This window comes from Anaeromyxobacter sp. (genome assembly GCA_016718565.1).
GTDB lineage: Bacteria > Myxococcota > Myxococcia > Myxococcales > Anaeromyxobacteraceae > JADKCZ01.
The window spans coordinates 134,298-156,470 of record JADKCZ010000003.1; the positions used below are offsets into that span (position 1 = coordinate 134,298).

16 protein-coding genes are annotated in these 22,173 nt (G+C 72.3%); 5 read left to right on the plus strand and 11 right to left on the minus strand.

Annotated elements, in window-relative coordinates:
• Nucleotides 1-104: 104 nt before the first annotated feature.
• The 11 genes from IPO09_10765 to IPO09_10815 all read right to left on the minus strand — a co-directional run bounded on the left by IPO09_10765 (nucleotide 105) and on the right by IPO09_10815 (nucleotide 12,723).
• Nucleotides 105-1,451, minus strand: a complete 1,347-nt coding sequence (locus IPO09_10765; GenBank protein ID MBK9517817.1) for a putrescine aminotransferase — start codon at nucleotides 1,449-1,451, stop codon at nucleotides 105-107.
• Nucleotides 1,452-1,597: 146 nt separating this feature from the next.
• Nucleotides 1,598-2,953: an aspartate aminotransferase family protein gene (locus tag IPO09_10770; GenBank protein MBK9517818.1), complete on the minus strand. Its 1,356-nt coding sequence runs from the start codon at nucleotides 2,951-2,953 to the stop codon at nucleotides 1,598-1,600.
• A gap of 21 nt (nucleotides 2,954-2,974) precedes the next feature.
• Nucleotides 2,975-4,072, minus strand: a complete 1,098-nt coding sequence (locus IPO09_10775; protein ID MBK9517819.1) for a spermidine/putrescine ABC transporter substrate-binding protein — start codon at nucleotides 4,070-4,072, stop codon at nucleotides 2,975-2,977.
• Nucleotides 4,072-4,875, minus strand: a complete 804-nt coding sequence (locus tag IPO09_10780) for an ABC transporter permease (GenBank protein ID MBK9517820.1) — start codon at nucleotides 4,873-4,875, stop codon at nucleotides 4,072-4,074. Before IPO09_10780 ends, IPO09_10775 begins: the two co-directional genes overlap by 1 nt.
• A complete protein-coding gene (locus IPO09_10785; protein ID MBK9517821.1) occupies nucleotides 4,872-5,804 on the minus strand; it encodes an ABC transporter permease in 933 nt (310 codons plus the stop codon). The genes IPO09_10780 and IPO09_10785 overlap by 4 nt, the downstream gene beginning before the upstream one ends.
• On the minus strand, nucleotides 5,804-6,931 hold the full coding sequence (locus IPO09_10790; GenBank protein ID MBK9517822.1) for an ABC transporter ATP-binding protein: 1,128 nt from the start codon (nucleotides 6,929-6,931) through the stop codon (nucleotides 5,804-5,806). Before IPO09_10790 ends, IPO09_10785 begins: the two co-directional genes overlap by 1 nt.
• 72 nt (nucleotides 6,932-7,003) lie before the next feature.
• Entirely contained in the window at nucleotides 7,004-8,695 is a 1,692-nt protein-coding gene (locus IPO09_10795) for an FAD-dependent oxidoreductase (protein MBK9517823.1), read from the minus strand.
• A 19-nt stretch (nucleotides 8,696-8,714) separates the two neighbouring features.
• Nucleotides 8,715-9,539: an ABC transporter permease gene (locus IPO09_10800; protein ID MBK9517824.1), complete on the minus strand. Its 825-nt coding sequence runs from the start codon at nucleotides 9,537-9,539 to the stop codon at nucleotides 8,715-8,717.
• Nucleotides 9,529-10,485: an ABC transporter permease gene (locus IPO09_10805; GenBank protein ID MBK9517825.1), complete on the minus strand. Its 957-nt coding sequence runs from the start codon at nucleotides 10,483-10,485 to the stop codon at nucleotides 9,529-9,531. The genes IPO09_10800 and IPO09_10805 overlap by 11 nt, the downstream gene beginning before the upstream one ends.
• Nucleotides 10,482-11,504, minus strand: coding sequence for an ABC transporter ATP-binding protein (locus tag IPO09_10810; protein MBK9517826.1), 1,023 nt, complete (start codon nucleotides 11,502-11,504; stop codon nucleotides 10,482-10,484). Before IPO09_10810 ends, IPO09_10805 begins: the two co-directional genes overlap by 4 nt.
• Nucleotides 11,505-11,571: 67 nt before the next feature.
• The gene (locus tag IPO09_10815; protein ID MBK9517827.1) at nucleotides 11,572-12,723 is read right to left on the minus strand and encodes an ABC transporter substrate-binding protein; all 1,152 of its coding nucleotides are present in this window, start codon (nucleotides 12,721-12,723) and stop codon (nucleotides 11,572-11,574) included.
• 196 nt (nucleotides 12,724-12,919) lie between these two features.
• Here IPO09_10815 and IPO09_10820 point away from each other — a divergent pair, with 196 nt between their 5' ends.
• The 5 genes from IPO09_10820 to gabT all read left to right on the plus strand — a co-directional run bounded on the left by IPO09_10820 (nucleotide 12,920) and on the right by gabT (nucleotide 22,149).
• A complete protein-coding gene (locus IPO09_10820) occupies nucleotides 12,920-14,689 on the plus strand; it encodes a sigma 54-interacting transcriptional regulator (protein MBK9517828.1) in 1,770 nt (589 codons plus the stop codon).
• A 236-nt stretch (nucleotides 14,690-14,925) separates the two neighbouring features.
• Nucleotides 14,926-16,392: an NADP-dependent succinate-semialdehyde dehydrogenase gene (gabD, locus tag IPO09_10825; GenBank protein MBK9517829.1), complete on the plus strand. Its 1,467-nt coding sequence runs from the start codon at nucleotides 14,926-14,928 to the stop codon at nucleotides 16,390-16,392.
• A gap of 13 nt (nucleotides 16,393-16,405) precedes the next feature.
• The gene (locus tag IPO09_10830) at nucleotides 16,406-19,393 is read left to right on the plus strand and encodes an NAD-glutamate dehydrogenase (GenBank protein MBK9517830.1); all 2,988 of its coding nucleotides are present in this window, start codon (nucleotides 16,406-16,408) and stop codon (nucleotides 19,391-19,393) included.
• A 34-nt stretch (nucleotides 19,394-19,427) separates the two neighbouring features.
• On the plus strand, nucleotides 19,428-20,852 hold the full coding sequence (locus IPO09_10835) for a gamma-aminobutyraldehyde dehydrogenase (protein ID MBK9517831.1): 1,425 nt from the start codon (nucleotides 19,428-19,430) through the stop codon (nucleotides 20,850-20,852).
• Between the two features lie 28 nt (nucleotides 20,853-20,880).
• Nucleotides 20,881-22,149 carry a 4-aminobutyrate--2-oxoglutarate transaminase gene (gene gabT, locus IPO09_10840; GenBank protein MBK9517832.1) on the plus strand — a complete coding sequence of 423 codons (1,269 nt, stop codon included), beginning with the start codon at nucleotides 20,881-20,883 and terminating at the stop codon, nucleotides 22,147-22,149.
• The last annotated feature ends 24 nt before the right edge of the window (nucleotides 22,150-22,173 follow it).

A 22,173-nucleotide genomic window follows, 5' to 3' on the forward strand; every position in this document is an offset into this window, starting at 1 on the left:
AGGCGGCGCGGCCCCGCGCCGCTCTCCGCGCGGGGCCGGCCGACCGCGGGGAGCCTCGGCGCGGCCGGGCCACCAGGCCCCCGGCCGCCCGCCGCGCCGGAGGTTCAGGTCCGGCCGACCGAGACCGCCTTCAGGCTGTCCTCCAGCGCCCCCAGGAAGGTGTCGAGCTGCGGGTAGCTGATGGTGAGGGCCGGCTCCACCCGCAGCACGCGGGCGTTGATGTAGGTGCCGGAGATGAGGATCTGGCGGGAGAAGAGCTCGGTGGCCACCTGGTAGCCGAGGTCGTTGTCGGTGAACTCCATGCCCAGCATCAGGCCGCGCCCGCGCGCCAGCTTCATCACCTTGGGGTACTTCGCCGCCAGGGCGTTCATGTGCTTGAGCAGGTACTCGCCCTTCTCGCCGGCCTGGCGGGGCAGGTCCTCCTCGAGCAGCACGTGGATGGTGGCGATGGCGGCGGCGCAGCAGACCGGGTTGCCGCCGAAGGTGGTGGTGTGGAGGAAGGGGTTCTCGATGTACTTCTGCCAGACCTTGGGCGTGCCCACCACCGCGCCGATGGGCATGACGCCTCCGCCGAAGCCCTTGCCGAGCGCCATCAGGTCCGGCGTCACGCCGTCGTGCTCGCAGCAGAACATCTTGCCGCTGCGCCCCATGCCCGACTGGACCTCGTCGAAGATCAGCATGGCGCCGTACTGGTCGCACAGGTCGCGGGCCGCCCGGAGGTAGCCGGGGGGCGCCACCACGATGCCGCCCTCGCCCTGGATGGGCTCGATGACCACCGCGGCCACCCGGTCGCCGGTGAAGTCGCCGCTCTTGAGCACCATGGCCAGGGCGTCGACGTCGCCGAACGGCACGTGCATCCAGTTGAGCAGCGGCAGGAACGGCTCCCGGAAGAAGGCCTTGGAGGTGCCGCCCAGCGCGCCCAGGGTCTTGCCGTGGAAGGCGCCGATGGTGCCCACCAGCTTGCGGCGGCCGGTGGTCAGCATGGCCATCTTGAGGCAGCCCTCCACCGACTCGGTGCCCGAGTTGGAGAAGAACGAGAAGTTCAGGTCACCCGGCGTGATCTGGGAGACCAGCTTGGCCAGGTAGGTGCGCAGGGGGTCGATGAGCTCCTGCGAGTGGATGGCCTGCTTCTGCAGCTGGTCGGTGACGGCCTTGAGCACCTTGGGGTGGCGGTGGCCCACCACGTAGATGCCGAAGCCGCCCAGCATGTCGATGAACTCCTTGCCGTTGACGTCGCGGAAGACGGCGCCCTCGTCCTCCCACTCCACCGCGGTGTAGTCGGTGGAGACCGACTTCCGGTACTGCAGGAAGCCGGCGTTGACGTGCTCGTTCCAGTACTGGACCGACTCCTGGATGACCCGCTGGCGCTCGTCGGGCGTCAGGGTCTTCTTGGAGATGAGGTCCATCACGTAGGCGGACTGCGACAGCGCGGCCTTGAGATCCTGGGCCATGGTGGCTCCTGTGCTGCGGCTCTGGGGGTGTGGGGTGCGGCGGAGGCGCGACCGGCGCCGCCCGGCGGGCGACGCGGCGCGGGGAGGCTATCGGTCCCGGGGCGGGACCGGCGCGGCCGGCGGCGGCTGGGCGCTCAGGTTGGGGGTCATGTCAGCACCGCCGCCACGCTCTCGCGAAACACCCGGGTGTGCAAGTCCACGTCGGCCTCGGTGGTGGCCGGGCACATCAGCGCCATGTTGTGGAAGGGCGTCATGAGCACGCCGCGGTTGAGCGCGGCCAGGTGCATGTAGCGATCCAGCTCGCCGTCCACCGCCGCGGCCGCCTCCCCGCCGTTGCGGGGCGCGACGGCGCGGAACCAGTACTCGGCGCGGGCCCCCAGCCGCTTCACGATCCAGGGCAGCCCGAGCTCGGCGATGACCCCCTCCACGCCGGCGGCGAACCGCCCGGCCAGCGGGATCATGCGGCCGTAGGCCTCCTCGGTGAGCACCTCGGTGAGGGTGGCGCGCATGGCCGCCAGGGCCAGGGCGTTGCCGGCCAGGGTGCCGCCGATGCCGCCGGTGTCGGCCAGGTCGGGCGAGGTGCGCTCCCGCCAGCGCGCCGCCACCTCGGCGGTGAAGCCGTAGACCGCGGCCGGCAGGCCGGAGGCCAGCGGCTTGCCCACCGTGACGAAGTCCGGCGACAGCCCCCAGGCGCGGGTGCAGCCGCCCGGCCCGGCCGAGATGGTGTGGGTCTCGTCGATGACCAGCAAGGTGCCGTGCTTCCGGGTGAGGGCCCGCAGCGCCTCGTGGAAGCCCGGGTCGGGCAAGACGATGCCGATGTTGGTCATGGCCGGCTCGGCCAGCACGCAGGCCACGTCGCCGTGGGCCAGCTCGCGCTCCAGCGCCGGGAGGTCGTTGAACTCCACCACCCGGGTGGTCACCGCCGGGTCCACCGGTGGGCCCACGTTGCCGGGGCGCGGCCCGACCCGGCCGTCCGGGCCCAGGGTGGCGAAGGTCTCGTCCACGGTGCCGTGGTAGCACCAGTTGAACACCAGCACCCTGGGCCGCCCGGTGACGTGCCGGGCGATGCGGATGACGAAGCGGTTGGCGTCGGTGGCCGTCGAGGCCAGCTGCCAGGAGGGCAGGCCGAAGCGCCGCGCCAGCTCGGCCGCCACCACCAGCGCGTCCTCGGTGGGCAGCATGAAGGTGAGGCCGCGGCCGAGCTGCGCCTGGATGGCGGCCAGCGCGGCCGGCGGCGAGTGGCCGGTCATGGCCCCGGTGTCGCCCAGGCAGAAGTCGACGTACTCCCGACCGTCCACGTCGGTGAAGCGGGCGCCGCGCGCCCCCGCCACGAAGAGCGGGAACGCGCCGGCCCAGCGGCTCATCCAGCTCATGGGCACGCCGTCGTGCAGGTGCGCCTTGGCCCGCTCGAAGAGCTCGCGCGAGCGCGGGTGCGCCGCGCCGAAGGTGGCGAGCTCGGAGGAGAGGGCGGCGGCCAGCCGCCTGCGGTCGATGGCGCCCATGGGCCGGAGGAGCCGGCGCGGCTACTTCGACTTCACCATGGTCCAGATCTCGTCGAAGAGCCGGTTCTGCTCGCCCAGGTCCTCCACGAACTCCAGCTTGGCCATCATCTCGGGCGGCGGGTAGATGGCCGGGTTCTTCCCGTCGTCGGCGTTGACCAGCGCCCGCGCCGCCTTGTTGGGGGTGGCGTACTGGTTGAAGTCGGAGAGCTGGGCGCCGACCTTCGGGTCCAGGATGAAGTCGATGAACTTCTCGGCGGTCTCGCGGTGCGGCGCCTTGGACGGGATGGCCAGGTTGTCCACCCAGATGACGCCGCCCTCGCGGGGCACGAAGTAGTAGGTCTCCGGGTCGTCCTTGGTGCCCTTGACGGCGTCGCCGTTGTAGACCACGGCCGCCTTGACGGCCTTGGCCAGCACCTTGTTCTTGCCACCCACGCCGCCCTCGAAGCCCTGCGAGCGCTTCTTGGCGGCCGCCAGCAGGTCCGCCGCCTCCTTGAGCTGCTTCTGGTCGGTGGTGTTGACCGAGTACCCCTTGTACTTGAGGGCCGAGCCCATCATCTCGCGGATGGAGTCCATCATGAGGAAGGCGCCGGGCTTGGCCTTGGGGTCGAAGAGCAGCCCCCAGGTCTCGTCGACGGCCTGCCCCGGCTTCTTGCGGGTGTAGATGCCCACCGTGCCCCACTGGTAGGCCGCGGTGTACTTGTTGTCCCGGTCGTAGGCCGGGCTGACGAACTTGTCGTCCAGGTTCTTCAGGTTGGGGATGTTCTCCTTGCGCAGCGGCGCCAGCAGGTCGAGCTTCACCATGGCCGCGACCACGTAGTTGCCCGGCACCACGATGTCGTACAGCGACGTGCCGCCGCCCTGCAGCTTGGCGATCATCGACTCGTTGTCCTCGTACAGGTCGATGGTGACCTTGCACGAGTACTTCTGCTCGAAGGCCTTGATGATCTCCGGGTCCATGTACTCGGACCAGATGAAGACGTTGAGGGTGCAGGGCTCCTTGGCGGCCACCGGCGCCGGGGCGGCCGCGGCCGGGGCCGGTGGGGCCTCCTGCTTGGAGCAGGCGCTCAACGCGAGCGCGGCGACGACGGCCAGGGCCAGCGACTTCAGGGCGTGACGCATCAGGTGTCTCCTCTGTGCTTGGCAGGGCGCTGCAGCAGCATGGGCAGGACGGTCCCGATCACCGAGATCAGGATGATGACGGACGACAGCGCGTTGATGTCGGGCGTGATGCCCCGCTTCACCGACGCGTAGATGAGGATGGGCAGGGTGGAGGCGCCCGGGCCGGTGGTGAAGAAGCTCACCACGAAGTCGTCGAGCGAGAGGGTGAAGGCCAGCATGCCGCCGGCCACCACGGCCGGCAGGATCAGGGGCAGGGTGACGTGCAGGAAGGTCTGCAGCGAGGTGGCCCCCAGGTCGTGGGCCGCCTCCTCGATGGACTGGTCCATGCCCACCATGCGCGACCGCACCACGATGGCCACGAAGGGGATCTGGAAGGTGACGTGGGCCAGCACCATGGTGGTCATGCCCAGCTCGAGGAAGCCCAGCCACTGGCGCACCTGCGAGTAGAACATCAGCATGGCCACCGCCATGACGATGTCCGGGATGACCACCGGGATGTACATGAGGAACGAGAAGAACCGCTTGCCGGGGAACTGGTAGCGCGACAGGCCGTAGCCCAGCCCGGTGCCCAGCAGCGTCGAGACCAGCGTGGAGAGGCCGCCCAGCACCAGCGTGTTGCGGGCCGCCGCCAGCTTGTCCTGGTTGTCGAGCAGGGTGGCGTACCACTGCCAGGTGAAGCCCCGCCACGGGCCGCCGTGGCGCGCCGAGTTGAAGGAGTAGACGATCACCACCACGATGGGGGCGTAGAGGAAGACGTAGAGCAGGCCCGAGGTGAGCCAGAGCGGCCAGGAGAGCTTTCTCACAGCATCCCCTCCCCCGGCTCGCCGCCCTTCCTGGTGAAGCGCTGCTGCAGCAGCAGCCCGCCCAGCACCACCGCCATGCCCACCAGGGTGATGGCGGCGCCGAAGGGCCAGTCGCGGCTGGCGCCGTACTGCTGCTGGATGGCGTTGCCCAGCATGACCGTCTTGGCCCCGCCCAGCAGGTCGGGGATGACGAACTGGCCGGTGGCGGGGATGAAGACCAGCACCATGCCGGCCACCACGCCCGGCATGACCTGCGGGAGGATGGCGTGCCAGAAGACGCGCGGCCCGTCGGCGCCCAGGTCGGAGGCGGCCTCGGCGATGGACCAGTCGATCTTCTCCACCGAGGTGTAGAGCGGCAGCACCAGGAACGGCAGGTAGGCGCACAGCATGCCCAGGTAGACCGCGAAGGTGCCCGGGTAGAGCGGGGCGTCCTCCTCCACCAGGTGCAGCGCCTCGGCCACCGTGGCCAGGAAGCTGTCCGGCCCGAGCAGCAGCTGCCAGGCGTAGGTGCGGATGAGCAGGTTGGTCCAGAACGGGATGACCACCAGGGTCAGGGCCACCTGCTTGAGCCGCCCGGGCAGCGCCGAGATGAAGAAGGCCAGCGGGAACCCGGCCAGCAGGCAGACCGCGGTGGTGCCCGCCGCCATCACCAGGCTGCGCAGGATGATGAAGGGGTACTGGGGATCGAAGCCGAAGAGCCCGAAGCCGGCCAGCCGCCGGTAGTTCTCCAGGGTGAAGCGCAGCTCGATCTCGCCGTAGGGCCCGCGGGTGAGCACGCTGGTGAGCAGGATGCCCAGCATGGGCACCAGCAGCAGCACGGTGACCCAGGCGATGGCCGGGCCGCTGGTGAAGGCCGAGCGGACCAGCTGCCCCCAGAAGGTGAGCTGCTCCCCGAACCGGACCTCGATGGCGCGCGCCTTCCTGGCCATCAGTCCTCCAGGACCACCAGGCTGTCGGCCGGCAGCTCCACCGCCACCCGCTGGCCCACCTGCCGCTCCACCGCCCCGGCCGCCGCGTTCATCACCTCGGCCTTGATCTTCTGCTGGCCGCAGCGCAGGTGGTAGTGGGAGGCGTTGCCGGTGTAGATGAGCTGCTCGACGATGCACTCGAAGCGGTTCTCGCCCTTCCCGAAGTCCGGCAGCAGCCGCACCTTCTCGGGCCGGATGGCCAGGGTGAGCGTGCCCACCGCGCCCGGGTCGCCGGGGCGGCGCCGCGCCCGCAGCGTGCCCACCGGGCTGGCCAGCGTCAGCTCCTCCGGGGAGGAGCTCTCCACCGCGCCCTCCAGCAGGTTGCAGGACCCCAGGAACTGCCCCACGAAGCGGTTGCGCGGCCGCTCGTAGAGCGCGCGCACCTCGCCGAGCTGCTCGATCTTGCCGGCCCGCATCACCGCGATGCGGTCGCTCATCACCAGCGCCTCCTCCTGGTCGTGGGTGACGAAGACGAAGGTGATGCCCAGGCGCCGCTGCAGGCCGAGCAGCTCCACCTGCAGCTCCTTGCGAAGCTTGAGGTCCAGGGCGCCCAGCGGCTCGTCGAGCAGCAGCACCTTCGGCTCGTTGACCAGCGCCCGCGCCAGCGCCACCCGCTGCTTCTGCCCGCCGGAGAGCTGGCCCGGCTTGCGGTCGGCGAAGGCGCCGATCTGCACCATCTCGATGGCCTTCTCGACCCGCTGGCCGCGCTCCGGCTCGGCCACCCGCTTCATGCGCAGGCCGAAGGCCACGTTCTGGCGCACCGTCAGGTGCGGGAAGAGCGCGTAGGACTGGAAGACGGTGTTGACCGGCCGCTTGTGGGCCGGGATGGTGCGGGCGTCCTGGCCGGCGATGCGGACCACCCCGCCATCGGCCTGGTCGAGCCCGCCGATGATGCGCAGCAGGGTGGTCTTGCCGCAGCCGGAGGGGCCCAGCAGCGAGAAGAACTCCCCCTCGCGGATGGTGACGTCCACCGAGTCGAGCGCCGTGAAGTCGGCGAAGCGGCGCGTCAGCCCCTCCACCTCGATGGCGGCGGGGGCGTGCTCGAAGGAGCGGCGGGTCGGCGGTGCGGCGTCGGCCTGGGTGGTCATCGGGTGGGTCTCGGACCTCTGGACTGTGGCGCTGCGTTCACCGAGCGGCAAGTGCAACGATGGGGCCAGGCCTCACCGGCGCGGGCGCGCCGGGCGCTTCCTGAGCGCCGCCACCACCTCGCGGCCGGCCGCCCGGCCCGTCAGGGCCGCCCCCTCCATGTAGCCCTGCGCCTCCTGTGTGCAGTGCTCGCCCGCGAACCGGACAGGGCCCTGGGGCACCGGCTCGTACCCGCCGAAGGCCCCCCACTGGCCGACCCGGTAGTAGGAGTAGGCGCCGCCCCAGAAGCGGTTGAGGTGCGCCATGGTCCCGGCGGCCCGACCGTTCCAGCGCGCCCTCAGCCCCGGGAAGACCGGCTCGGCCTGGAGCAGGAAGCGCTCCACGTCCTGGGAGACCCGGGGATCCGACACCGCCGCGTAGGGGTGGCGGATGGCCATGGCGTCGGCCCCCGACCCGCCGGTGTAGTTGGCCAGGATGCCGCTCCGGCCGGGCTGGCCGCGGGTGGACTCCCAGATGGACTGCAGCCCGGTGTCGGCGTAGGCCTGCCCGCTGGAGACACCCCAGGGGCCCTTGCTGCGCCACAGCCGGTCCGTGAACTGGAGCTGCAGCTTGCCGTTGTGGCCGTAGCCCAGCTCGCGGATGGCCCGGAGCTTGCGCTCGTCGAAGCCGGCCTGCGACAGGTCCACCGCGCGCAGGGCGGCGAAGGGCACGGTCAGGATGACGTGGTCGGCCACCACCTCCGGCTTGCCGAGGAAGGAGAGCGCCACCGCGCCGTCGGGCCGCAGCGCCACCCGGGTCAGCTCCCACCCCAGCTCCAGGGTGCAGCGGCTCGAGAGGTGCTTCACCAGCGCCCGCGGCAGCTCCTCCACCCCGCCGGCGATGCGGTACTTCTCGTCCGACTCGCCGTAGAGGTTGAGCCGCCGCTTCGAGGGGTTGTAGCCGAGCAGCGTCACCAGGTTGAGGGCGCTCTGGTCGGCCGCGTCGGCCCCGAACTCGATGGCGTAGGCCAGGTCGAGGAGCTTCCCCAGCGGGGAGGCGGCGCCGCCCGGCACCCGCCGCTCGATCCACTGCGCCAGGCTCAGGTCGTCGAGCGCGCGCCCGGCCGGCGTGAGGGTCTCCCAGGTGGTCTCCTCGGCCGCGGCCAGGTCCTCCAGCAGCGGCCCGACCAGCGCCCGGTAGGCCTGGTCCGCGTCGGCCTTGGACCAGTGCGCCCCGCCGAGGAAGTAGGTCTCGGTGGCCCCCTTGGCCTCGGCCGCCAGCAGGTCCACCAGCGGCAGGCGGAAGCGCCTGGCCAGCGCCTGCATGGCCTCGTGGCCGCTGTCGATGAACTCGCCGAAGAGGTCGGTCACCTGCCCGTCGGCCCAGTCGGCGCCGGCCGGCTGCTCCACGTCGTGGCAGGCCCCGCAGCCCGGCCGGCCCCCGCCCTTCTCCGACTTCATGCGCCCGCCGAAGCGGCCGGAGGCCTCGTAGACGGTGGGGGCGAAGCCGGCGTCGGTGAGCTGCAGCGCCGCCGTCAGGCCGGCCATGCCGCCCCCCAGGATGGCCACCTTCACCGGGGTGGTGCCCGTGGCGACGCCGAGCAGCGGGAAGGCGGCGGCCGCCCCGGCCGCGGCCGTGCCCGCCAGGAAGGCCCGGCGCGTCAGCCGGCCCTCCGCGGCGCGGGCCGCGGCCTCGCGGACGGCCTCCACCGGCAGGCCGGCCGAGCGGGCCCGCCGGTGCTCGGCGGTGAGCTGGATGAGGGAGCGGAGCAGCGGGGTGCGGGCCATGGTCATCTCCTCGGGCGGATCACTTGCCGGACCCCGCCACGTCCTCGGTGCCGCGCGTGAGCCACCAGGCCGCCACGATGGGCAGGGCGGTCACCAGCATCACCACCAGCGCCACCACGTTGGTGACGGGCACGTCGCGCGGGCGGCTCAGCTGGCCCATGAGCCAGATGGGCAGGGTCTGCTCGTGGCCCGCGGTGAAGGTGGTGACGATGATCTCGTCGAAGGAGAGCCCGAAGGCCAGGATGCCGCCGGCCAGCAGCGAGGTGGCCAGCTGCGGCAGCACCACCCGGCGGAAGGTCTGGAAGGCGTCGGCCCCCAGGTCCATGGAGGCCTCCACCAGGCTGTGCGGCAGGCGCCGCAGCCTGGCCACCACGTTGTTGTAGACCACCACCACGCAGAAGGTGGCGTGGCCCACCGCGATGGTCCAGAAGCCGGGCTCCAGGCCGCCCAGCCGGAAGGCCGAGAGCAGCGCGATGCCGGTGATGATGCCGGGCAGCGCGATGGGCAGGATGAAGATCAGGGTGATGGCGTCCTTGCCCGGGAAGGTGCGGCGCGCCAGCGCCAGCGCCGCCAGGGTGCCGAGCAGGAGCGCCCCGGCGGTGGCCACCAGCGCCAGCCGGGCCGACAGCAGGATGGCCTGCACCACGTCGTCGCGGGCCGCCGCCTGGGCGAACCAGCGGAGCGTCAGGCCCGGCGGCGGGAAGCTGAAGGCGCTCTCCTCGGTGCTGAAGGCGTAGAGGGCCACCACCAGGATGGGGAGGTGCAGGAAGAGGACGCCGCCCCAGGCCAGCGCGGCCAGCCACCACGGGGCGCGCCGCCCCCGGGCCGCGGCCTCAGAGGGCATCGAAGGCTCCCAGCCGGCGCGCCAGCGCCAGGTAGGCGGCCACCAGCGCGATGGGCACCGCGGTGAAGGCCGCCGCCAGCGGGAGGTTCCCCACCGAGCCCTGCAGCGTGTAGACCATGGTGCCCACGAACAGCCCGGGCGGGCCCACCAGCTGCGGGATGATGTAGTCACCCAGGGTGAGCGAGAAGGTGAAGATGGAGCCGGCCACCACGCCCGGGAAGGCCAGCGGCAGGAGCACGGTGCGGAAGGTCTGGTCGGGGCGCGCCCCCAGGTCGGCCGAGGCCTGCAGCAGGTTCTCCGGGACCCGCTCGATGGCCGCCTGGGTGGGCAGGATCATGAAGGGCAGCCAGACGTAGGTGAAGACCAGGAAGCGGCCCAGCGTGGAGGTGGAGAGCGAGGAGCCGCCCACCACCGGCAGCGTCAGCACCCACTCCAGCGCCCCGGTCAGCCCCAGTGCGCCGGTGAACCAGTAGACCACCCCGCCCCGGGCCAGGATGACGGTCCAGGCGTAGGCCTTGACGATGTAGCTGGCCCACATGGGCAGCATGACCGCCACGTAGAGGAAGCCCTTCAGGCCGCCGCTGGCGTGGCGGGCCATGTAGTAGGCCAGCGGGAAGGCCAGCACGGCGCAGGCCACCGTCACCGCGAGCGCCATGCCCACGGTGCGCAGCACCACGTCGAGGTTGGCCGGGTCGAGCAGCGCCAGGTAGTTGGCCCAGGTGAGGTCGGGCGTCACCGCCATGGTGAAGTCGTCGAAGGTGTAGCTGCTCTGCCAGACCAGCGCGAGCAGGGACCCCAGGTAGACCACCCCGAACCAGAGCAGCGGCGGGACCAGCAGCAGCAGGAGCGTGAGGGTGCCGCGCCGGTAGAGGAAGGTGGAGAGGCTCCGCAGCCTCCCGGCGGCGGGGGCCAGCGGCGCGGGCGCGGTGGCGGCCGGCGCGCTCATGCGGGCGAGGCGGCCGCCTCCAGGGCGGTCATGGCGGTGGTGGCCCAGGCCAGCTCGACGCTGCTGCCCTCGGGCGGCGGCGCGGCGCCCTCGCCGTCCGGGTTGGGCACGCTCACCGAGAGGGTGGCGCCCTCCACCTCCACGGCCCAGCGGCTGACCGGCCCGTGGTACTGGACGTCCACCAGCCGGCCGCGCACCCCCACCTCGGCGTCCCGCGGGGCGCCCACCCGGATGTGCTCCGGCCGGATGGAGATGGGGTGCTCCGCCCCGGCCAGGCGGCGCGCCAGCGCCCCGGTGAGCACGTTGGCGGTGCCCACGAAGCTGGCCACGAAGACGGTGCGCGGGCGGGTGTAGAGGTTGCGGGGGCTGTCCACCTGCTCGAGCCGCCCCCGGTTGAAGACCGCCACCCGGTCGGACATCGACAGGGCCTCGCCCTGGTCGTGGGTGACGTACACGAAGGTGATGCCCAGGCGGCGCTGCAGCCCCTTCAGCTCGGTCTGCATCTGCTCGCGCAGCTTGAGGTCCAGGGCGCCGAGCGGCTCGTCGAGCAGCAGCACCCGCGGCTTGTTGACCAGCGCCCGCGCCAGCGCCACCCGCTGCCGCTGCCCGCCGGAGAGCTGGCCGGGCCGGCGGTCGCCGAAGCCGCCCAGCGCCACCTGCTCCAGGGCCGCCCCGGCCTGACGCTCCCGGGAGGCCCGGTCCACCCCCTTGACCCGCAGCCCATAGGCCACGTTGTCGAGCACCGAGAGGTGCGGGAAGAGGGCGTAGTCCTGGAAGACGGTGTTGACGTCGCGCTGGTAGGGCGGCAGCGCCGAGGCGTCCTGGCCGTGCAGCAGGATGCGCCCCGCGCTGGGCAGGTCGAAGCCGGCGATGAGGCGCAGGCAGGTGGTCTTGCCGGAGCCGGAGGGGCCCAGCATGGAGAAGAACTCGCCGTCCTCGATGGCCAGCGACACGCCGTCCACGGCGCGCACCGCGCCGTAGCGGCGGCTCACCTCGACCAGCTCGACGGCGACGCTCATCGCGGCGGGCTCCGGGGGAGCGCGGGCGCCGGGCCCTGGGGAGGAGGACCCGGCGGCACGCGCCGGCCTAGCGGCCGCCCATGATGGCGATGTAGTCGGCGACCCACTTGCTGTAGGGCACGCAGGTCCCCTGGCTGCACTTGGCGGTGGGGGTCTTCCAGAAGCGGACCTCGGCGAAGCGGTCGAAGCCGTTCACCTTGCAGACGTCGGTGCCGCCCGGCGCCGCCACCTGGCAGGCCGCCGGCACCACCGGCACCGAGCCGAACCACTCGCCCAGCGCCGACTGCACCTTGCCGCCGAGCGACCACTCCATCCACCGGTAGGCGCAGGTCACGTTCTTGGCGTCGGCGTGCAGCATGGTGGTGTCGGCCCACCCGGTGGAGCCCTCGACCGGGATGGTGGAGGCCACCGGCTGGGCGGGCTTCTCGCCCTGCAGCGCGTTCACCATGTAGCCCCAGGAGCCGGAGGCCACCACGCCCTCGTTCTTGAAGTCGCTCATCTGCACGGTGGCGTCGTGCCAGTAGCGGTGCACCAGCGGCTTCTGGGCGCGCAGCACCTCGAGGGCCGCGGCGTACTGCTTCTCGTTCAGCTCGTAGGGGTCCTTGATGCCGAGCTCGGGCCGCTTCTTGGCCAGGTAGAGCGCCGCGTCGGCCACGTAGATGGGGCCGTCGTAGGCCTGGACGCGCCCCTTGTTCGGCTTGCCGTCCGGCAGCGCCTGCGCCTCGAACACCACCGCCCAGCTGGTGGGCGGGGTCTTGAAGACGGTGGTGTTGTACATGAGGACGTTCGGGCCCCACTGGTAGGGCACCCCGTACTGCTTGCCGTCCACCACGTACCAGGGCGCGCCCTTGAGCCGGTCGTCCACGGTCTTGAAGGAGGGGATGAGGGCCGGGTTGATGGGCTGGACCTTCTTGCCGAACACCAGCCGGAGGCTGGCGTCGCCCGAGGCGGTCACCAGGTCGTAGCCGCCCTTGTTCATGAGGGCGACCATCTCGTCGGAGGTGGCGGCGGTCTTGACGTTGACCTTGCAGCCGGACTCCTTCTCGAACTGGGTGACCCAGTCGTAGGCCTTGTCCGACTCGCCGCGCTCGATGTAGCCGGGCCAGGCGATGATGTTGAGCTGGCCCTCGGGCTTGCCGAGCGCGGTGGGCGGGGCGGCCAGGGCCGGTGCGGCGACCGCCAGCACGGCGGCGGCGACCAGGGTGAGCTGAGCGTTCATCCGGATGCTCCTTGGTGGAGAGGGCTGCGCCGCAGGAACAAAGCACCTGTTGTGCCAGGAGCACGGGACACCAACCCACCCGGGTCCAAACATGTAAAGCCCGTGAAGTCAGCCACTTGAACGGCTCGCCGGTCACGGTCGGCCCAGGCCACTCATGCGCAATTGCCTAACTCATGCGCTTCGGCATAACTGCGACATGGCTCAGCGCGCAGATGCTGCCTCCAGCCTTGCCGCCTGGCTCGCCTCCGCTGGCCTGGACGCAGACGCCCTGGCGACCTCGTTCGCCTCCGGCCCCGCCCGCGGGCTGGTGGTGGCCGGCCCGGACCAGGTCGTGCGGTTCGCCGCCGGCCCGGCCGCGGCGCTGCTCGGGCTCACCCCCGGCCGTCCCTTCGCCGAGGCCGCCCCGGAGCTGGCCGGGCCCCTCTCGCGCGCGCTGGCCGGCGGCGAGGGCGAGGAGGCCCCGCTGCGGCGCGGTGAGACCAGCCTGCTGGCCCGCCTCTCGGCGCTCGGCGGCGCCGCCGGCCCGGCCGCGGCCCTGTGCCTGCTGGAGGACGGCGCCGCGCGCGACGAGCTGCTCCGCCGCATGCGGGCCGGCGAGGCGCTGGCGCGCGAGCAGGAGGCCATCTTCAACTCGATGTCGGAGGGGCTGTGGGTCTCGGACGCCGACGCCACGGTGCTGCGCATCAACCCGGCCTCGGCGCGGCTCAACGCCATCGACCCGGCCCACGCGGTGGGGCGCACCATGCACCAGCTCGTGGAGGAGGGGGTCTTCGACCGCTCGGTCACCCTGGAGGTGCTGCGCACCCGCAGGCCGGTGGACATGCTGCAGGTGCGGCGGGGGCGCAAGCTGGTGCTGACCGGCACCCCGGTCTTCGACGAGGCCGGCCAGCTCATCCGGGTGGTGGTCAACGAGCGCGACGTCACCGAGATCGACTCGCTGCAGCGCGGCCTGGAGGAGCAGGAGGCCATCAAGGACCGCTTCCGCGACCAGATGCTGGAGATGCAGATCGAGAAGGTGGAGTCGCGCCGGGTCATCGCCAAGAGCCCGGCCATGCAGAAGGCGCTGCGCCAGGCCATCAAGGTGAGCGCCGCCGAGTCCACCGTGCTCATCCTGGGCGAGTCGGGGGTGGGCAAGGGGCTCTTCGCCGACCTGATCCACAAGTACTCGGCGCGGGCGCAGCGGCCGCTGGTCAAGGTGAACTGCGGCGCCATCCCCGAGTCGCTGGTGGAGGCCGAGCTCTTCGGCTACGAGAAGGGGGCCTTCACCGGCGCCCAGGCCAAGGGCAAGGCCGGGTACTTCGAGGCGGCCGAGGGCGGCACCCTCTTCCTCGACGAGATCGCCGAGCTCCCCCTCTCCTCCCAGGTGAAGCTGCTGCGCTTCCTGGAGGACCACCGCATCACCCGGGTGGGCGCCACCGCCAGCCGCGAGGTGGACGTGCGCATCCTGGCCGCCACCCACCGCGACCTGCAGGAGATGGTGGACCAGGGGCGCTTCCGCCTCGACCTCTTCTACCGGCTCAACGTCATCCCCCTGCCCATCCCGCCGCTGCGCGAGCGGCCCGAGTGCATCCTGCCGGTGCTGCGCCACTACGTGGACGTGTACGCGGCGCGGCTGGGGGCGCGGCGCCGCCTCTCGCGGTCGGCCGCCGACGCCCTGCTGGCCTACCGCTGGCCGGGCAACGTGCGCGAGCTGATGAACCTGTGCGAGCGGCTGGTGGTGATGAGCGACACCGAGGTGATCGACGCCACCGACCTGCCCCCCACCGTGTCGGCGGCCGCCGAGGCCGGCGCCCCGCCGGCCAGCTGGGACGACGAGACCACCCTGGAGGCCGCCTTGGAGCGGACCGAGCGGGTCCTGCTGCTGCGGGCCCGGCAGCGCTACCGCAGCCAGGCCGACATGGCGCGCGCGCTGGGGGTGAACCAGTCCACGGTGGCGCGCAAGCTGAAGCGGTACGGGATCACCTGAGCCGGGCCGCCGCCTCATGCGCCGCTGCATGAGGGCGCCCGCGGCGAGGCCCCGGCTGCGCCGCGCCGCGCGCGCCCCGGCGCCCCGGGGCGCCCGCCCGGACGCTCCAGGGAGGGGGAGGAAGCGGCGGGGTTCCGGCTGCTTGGCCGCCGGGCCGGGCGCTCCACGGGGCCGGCGCGCCGCTCCCGGCGAGCCGCCCCGGGGGGGTGGCACGGATCTGGCTCTCTCCAGGCGCCATGGCCACCACCGTTCCCCTGAAGGACGAGTTCCTCCTCCGCCAGCGCTGCTACGTCCGCGGCGCCTGGATCGACGCCGCCGACGGCCGCACCATCGCCGTGAAGAACCCCGCCAGCGGCGCCCTCATCGGCACGGTGCCGCGCCTGGGCACCGAGGGGGCCCGCGCCGCCATCCAGGCCGCCGACGACGCCCTGCCCGCCTGGCGCGCCCGGACGGCCAAGGAGCGCTCCGCCATCCTGCGCCGCTGGTTCGACCTCATCATGGCCAACCAGGAGGACCTGGCCACCCTGATGACCGCCGAGCAGGGCAAGCCCATGGCGGAGTCGCGCGGCGAGATCGCCTACTCGGCCTCCTTCATCGAGTGGTTCGCCGAGGAGGCCAAGCGGGTCTACGGCGACACCATCCCCGGCCACCAGGCCGACAAGCGCATCCTGGTGCTGAAGCAGCCGGTCGGCGTGGTGGCGGCCATCACCCCGTGGAACTTCCCGTCGGCCATGATCACCCGCAAGGCCGGCCCGGCGCTGGCGGCCGGCTGCACGGTGGTGCTCAAGCCGGCCTCGGCCACCCCCTTCTCGGCGCTGGCGCTGGCGGAGCTGGGCGAGCGGGCCGGCCTGCCCCCGGGGGTCTTCAACGTCATCACCGGCGACTCGGGGGCCATCGGCGCCGAGCTGACCGGCAACCCCCTGGTGCGCAAGCTGACCTTCACCGGCTCCACCGAGATCGGCAAGCAGCTGACCGCCCAGTGCGCCGCCACCATGAAGAAGGTCTCGATGGAGCTGGGCGGCAACGCCCCCTTCATCGTCTTCGACGACGCCGACCTGGACGCCGCGGTGGTGGGCGCCATCCAGTCGAAGTACCGCAACTCCGGCCAGACCTGCGTCTGCACCAACCGCATCCTGGTGCAGGCCGGGGTCTACGACCTGTTCGCCCGCAAGCTGGCCGAGGCGGTGGGCCGGCTCACGGTGGGCGACGGCCTCAAGGCCGAGACCCAGCAGGGGCCGCTCATCGACGAGGGGGCGGTGCGCAAGGTGGAGGAGCACATCGCCGACGCGGTGGCCAAGGGGGCCACGGTGGTCACCGGCGGGGCGCGCCACGCCCTGGGCGGCACCTTCTTCCAGCCCACCGTCCTCACCGGCGCCACCCGCGAGATGATGGTGTCGCGCGAGGAGACCTTCGGGCCGCTGGCGCCGCTCTACCGCTTCGAGACCGAGGCCGAGGCGGTGCAGCTGGCCAACGACACCGAGTTCGGCCTGGCATCCTACTTCTACACACGTGACCTGGCGCGGGCCTGGCGGGTCTCGGAGCAGCTCGAGTACGGAATGGTGGGACTCAACACCGGGCTGATCTCCACGGAGATCGCGCCCTTCGGCGGCGTCAAGGAGTCGGGTACCGGACGGGAGGGCTCCAAGTACGGCATCGAGGATTACCTGGAGATCAAGTACGTCTGTATCGGCGGGATCACCTGACCCCCGGAGGGACATGACCGCACCACAGACGTCCAGGCTCGACCGCGACGTACAGCGCTCCATCACCACCCTCGCCGCCGCCGCCAAGGAGGGCTACCGCTGGCTGAGCGAGTCGGTGCCCGACCTGCTGGCCAGCCCGCTGCGCGAGGAGGAGGAGCTGCTGGCCCGGCTGGCCGCGGCGCTGCCCCGCCTGGCCACCGACCGCGAGGTGACGGTGGTGGACCGGGAGCACGAGCTGGTGCTGGCCCGGCTGGACCGGCCCGGCTCGGTCTTCGAGACCCTCAAGCAGATCGAGGACCGCGACATCGCCGCCTCGGAGATCTTCCACTCCGACGCGCCGGTGCCCGGGCTGTCCCAGGCGCTGGAGGTCCACCGCTACGAGTTCGCCCGCCCGGCCCTGCCCGGCGCCCCGCCGCCCGAGCCGCTGGCCCGCGAGGCGCGCCGCGCCATCCACGCCGCCGCGGCGGCCAGCCACCCGGACCTCAAGCCGGCCGCGCTCGACGAGGCGCTGGGCCTGCTGCTGGCCGACAACCAGCACTACGTGCGCCTGGCGCCGGCGAGAGACGTGGCCCAGCTGGCCTGGATCCTCCACCAGTGCCAGGCCCGCGGCGGCTTCCTGCTCGACCTGGTGGAGGCCCCGGCGGCCGGCGGCGGCGTCGAGACCACCGTGCTCTTCGGGGTGGCCAGCCCGCCCCCGCGCGGCTTCCTCATGCAGCTCACCGAGGTCATGAACGCCCTCAACCTGGGGATGCGCCGCTCGCTGGCGCTCTCCGCCGTGGCCGGGGGCCAGCGCTACTTCGTGGCCAGCTTCCGGGTGGCCCACCGCGAGGGGGTGCCGCTGACCCGCGACTCGGAGCTGTTCCGCAGCCTGCGCCGCCAGATCTTCGCCACCCAGATCCTCTCGGTGGAGGCGCCCACCTACCGCGACTTCGTCCTGCCCCGCCTGATGACCTGCGAGGACGCCGGGCTGGTCAACGCCTTCATCGGCTTCAGCCACACCAACTGCGCCCACAACCAGATCGAGCGGTACACCTTCGAGGACGTGGTGCGGGCCTTCCACTTCCACCCGGAGATGTCCCTCCAGCTGGTCAAGCTCTTCAAGACCCGCTTCGACCCGGACCTGCCGGACCGCGAGGCGGCCTACGCCCGCGCCCTGGCCGAGGCGGAGCACGAGGTGGCGGCCCACAACACCGGCCACCGCATGCTGGACGACTTCCGGCGCTCGCTCTTCCGGGTGGCGCTGATCTTCGTCAGGCGCACCCTCAAGACCAACTTCTTCGTGGACGAGAAGCAGGCGCTGGCCTTCCGCCTCGACCCGGCCTACCTCGACGACCTGGGGCCGGAGTTCACCGCCGACCTGCCGCCGGAGCGCCCCTTCCGCGTCACCTTCTTCATGGGGCGCTACGGCCTCGGCTACCACATCGGCTTCGCCGACATCGCCCGCGGCGGCTGGCGCACCATCTTCAGCCACAACCGGGACGACTACGTCACGGTGGCCAACCGGCTCTTCCGCGAGAACTACGTGCTGGCCCACACCCAGCACCTCAAGAACAAGGACATCTACGAGGGCGGCTCCAAGCTGGTGGTGGTGGTGCACGTGCCTGGGCCGCGGCGCACCCCGGCGGCGCAGAGCCAGCTGCTCTACAAGGTGCAGCGCGGCTTCATCAACGCCTTCCTGGACGTCTTCGTCACCGAGGGCGGGAAGGCGCGCGACCCGCGCGTGGTGGACTACTACGGCGAGGACGAGCCCATCGAGCTCGGCCCCGACGAGAACATGCACGACGCCATGATCGAGGAGATCGCCCAGCTCTCGGTGCGGCGCGGCTACATCCTGGGCGGCGGCATCATGTCGTCCAAGCACGTGGGCATCAACCACAAGGAGTACGGCGTCACCTCCACCGGCGTGGTGGCCTTCTGCGAGATCGCCATGAAGGAGCGGGGCGTGGACCTGCGCCGCGACCCCTTCTCGGTGAAGTTCACCGGCGGGCCCAACGGCGACGTGGCCGGCAACGCCATGCGCCTGCTGCTGGAGCGCTGCCCCGGCGTGGCCATCACGCTCATCGTGGACGGCACCGGCGCGCTGATGGACCCCAGGGGGCTGGACCGCGAGGCGCTCTCCCAGGTGGTCCTCAAGGCCGACGCCGAGGCCTTCGACCCGTCGCGGCTCTCCCCGGGCGGCTTCGTCCTCTACCGCAACCAGAAGAAGACCGATGGGCTGCGCGAGCTGCACCGCCGGGTCGAGATGACCGCCGCCGGCCTGCGATGGGACTGGGTCACCATCGACGACTTCCACCAGGAGTTCGACACCCTGCTCTTCCGGGTGGAGGCCGACCTGTTCATCCCCGCCGGCGGCCGCCCCGAGACCATCGACCAGGGCAACTGGCGGCAGTACCTCAAGGCCGACGGCACGCCCAGCGCCCCGGTGATCGTCGAGGGGGCCAACTCCTTCATCACCCCGGAGGCCCGCGTCCGGCTCCAGGAGGCCGGCGTGGTGCTGCTGCGCGACGCCTCGGCCAACAAGTGCGGCGTCATCTCCTCCTCCTACGAGATCATCGGCAACCTGCTCCTCGACGAGCAGGAGTTCATGGCGCACAAGCCGGAGTACGTGCGCGACGTGCTGGAGATCCTGGAGCGGCGCGCCACCGACGAGGCCAGCCTGCTGTTCCGGCGCCACCGCGAGGAGGGCGGCCGGCGGCGCTTCACCGAGCTCTCGGAGGCGCTCAGCGTCGAGATCAACCAGCACAAGGCCCGGCTCTTCCGCTGGTTCGAGGCCCACCCCGAGGAGACCCTCAGGCCGCCCTACCGCCAGGCCCTGCTGGCCCACCTGCCCCGCCTGATCCGCGAGAACCCCAGCTTCAAGCTGCGCATCAAGCAGCTGCCCCCCAAGTACCGCTCCGCCATCCTGGCCGCCGAGCTGGCCACCACCATGGTGTACCGCCGGCCGCTCGAGCCCGACTACGGCGCGGCGCTGCACGCCTACACCCAGCAGATGTTCCCCTGACCGGCGGGCCGCGGCCCGACCTCCTGGAGTGCCCATGAACCTGAAGTGCCTCATCGGCGGCGAGCTGGTCCTCGGCCACGGCCCGGCCGAGGTGATCCTCGACCCGGCCAGCGGCGCCCAGCTGGCCCTGGTGCCCGAGGCCTCGGCCGAGCAGGTGGCGGCCGCCGCCGCCGCCGCCGCCGCCGCCTTCCCGGCCTGGAGCCGCACCGTCCCGAAGGACCGGGCCGCCCTGCTGCTCAAGCTGGCCGACGCGGTGGAGGCCCACGGCCCGGCCCTGGCCGCGCTCGAGTCGCGCAACACCGGCAAGCCGCTGGCGGCCGCGCTCAACGACGAGATCCCGGCCATCGCCGACGTCTTCCGCTTCTTCGCCGGCGCGGCCCGCTGCATGTCCGGCGCGGTCACCGGCGAGTACGCGGCCGGCTTCACCTCCATGATCCGGCGCGACCCGCTGGGCGTGGTGGCCTCCATCGCCCCGTGGAACTACCCGCTCATGATGGCGGCCTGGAAGCTGGCCCCGGCGCTGGCGGCCGGCAACACCGTGGTGCTGAAGCCCTCCGAGCAGACCCCGCTCACCTCGCTGGCGCTGGCCGAGCTGATCACGGCCATCTTCCCGCCCGGGGTGGTCAACGTGGTGGCCGGGCGCGGCCCCACCGTGGGGGCCGGGCTGGTGGCCCAGCCCCAGGTGCGGCTGGTGTCGGTGACCGGCTCCATCGGCAGCGGCCAGAAGATCCTGGAGCAGGCCTCCCGCAGCCTGATCCGCACCCACCTCGAGCTGGGCGGCAAGGCGCCGGTCATCGTCTTCGACGACGCCGACCTGGAGCAGGTGGTGAGCGGCCTGCGCGCCTTCTCCTTCTACAACGCCGGCCAGGACTGCACGGCCGCCTGCCGGGTCTACGCCGGGGCCAAGGTGTACGACCGGCTGGTGGCCGACCTGACCGCCGCCGCCGCCAGCCTCAGGATGGGCACCCAGGAGGAGCCGGGCGTGGAGATGGGGCCGCTCATCACCGCGGCCCACCGCGACCGGGTCAAGGGCTTCGTGGACCGGGCCGCCGCGCTGAAGCACGTGGAGATCACCACCGGCGGGAAGGTGGGGGCCGGCGCCGGCTTCTTCTACCAGCCCACGGTGGTGGCCGGCGCCACCCAGCAGGACGAGATCGTCCGCCGGGAGGTCTTCGGGCCGGTGGTCTCGGTGACCCGCTTCGACGACGTGGAGCAGGCCGTGACCTGGGCCAACGACTCCGACTACGGCCTGTCGTCCTCGGTCTGGACCCGCGACGTCTCGCGCGCCATGCAGGTGGCCGCCCGGCTCCAGTACGGCGCCACCTGGATCAACACCCACTTCATGCTGGTGTCCGAGATGCCCCACGGCGGCGTCAAGCAGTCGGGCTACGGCAAGGACCTGTCGATGTACGCCCTCGAGGACTACACCTCGGTGCGCCACGTCATGGTGAAGTTCTAGGCCCGCGGGCCTCCGGGAGATCGGCCACATGAGCGACAACGCCAGCCTGCGGGCGCGGCGCGAGGCGGCCACGCCCCGCGGCGTCGGGATCAGCACCCCCTTCTTCGTGTCACGCGCCGAGAACAGCGAGCTGTGGGACGTGGAGGGGCGGCGCTACATCGACTTCGCCGGCGGCATCGCGGTGCTCAACACCGGCCACCGCCACCCGCGGGTGGTGGCGGCGCTCAGGGCGCAGCTCGACGCCTTCACCCACACCGCCTACCAGGTGGCCGCCTACGAGTCCTACGTGGCGCTGGCGGAGCGGCTCATCCGGCTCACCCCCGGCGGGCACGCCAAGAAGGCCACCTTCTTCTCCACCGGGGCCGAGGCGGTGGAGAACGCCGTCAAGATCGCGCGGGCCGCCACCGGCCGGCCCGGCGTCGTGGCCTTCAGCGGCGCCTTCCACGGCCGGACCATGATGGGCATGGCGCTGACCGGCAAGGTGGTGCCCTACAAGGTGGGCTTCGGCCCGTTCCCGGGCGACGTCTGGCACATCCCCTTCCCCATGAAGCTGCACGGGGTCACCACCGCCGACTCCCTCGAGGCGCTGCACCGGCTCTTCAAGGCCGACGTGGACCCGCGCCGGGTGGCCGCCATCATCATCGAGCCCGTCCAGGGCGAGGGCGGCTTCTACCCGGCCCCGCCCGAGCTCCTGCAGGCGCTGCGGGCCGAGTGCGACGAGCACGGCATCCTGCTCATCGCCGACGAGATCCAGACCGGCTTCGCCCGCACCGGGCGGATGTTCGCGATGTTTCACCATCAGGTGCAGGTGGACCTGATGACCGTGGCCAAGTCGCTGGGCGCCGGGCTGCCCATCTCCGGCGTGGTGGGCCGGGCCGAGGTGATGGACGCCCCGGCGCCGGGCGGCCTGGGCGGCACCTACGCCGGCAACCCGCTGGCCACCGCCGCGGCCCACGCCGTGCTCGACGTCATCGCGGAGGAGCGGCTGGAGGAGCGCGCCACCCTGCTGGGCGGGCGCCTCTCGGCGCGCCTCTCGGCGCTGGCGCCCCGGGTGCCGCAGCTGGCCGAGGTGCGCGGCCCCGGCGCCATGCTGGCGGCCGAGTTCATGAAGCCGGGCGGCGGCGGGCCGGACCCCGACTTCGCGAAGCTGGTGCAGGGCCGGGCGCTGGAGCAGGGGCTGGTGCTGCTCACCTGCGGCGTGCACGCCAACGTGCTGCGCTTCCTCTTCCCGCTCACCATCCAGGACGCGGTGTTCGAGGAGGGGCTCGGCATCCTGGAGCGGTCGCTGCTGGCCTGAGCGCCGGCCGCGCCCCCGGGGCGC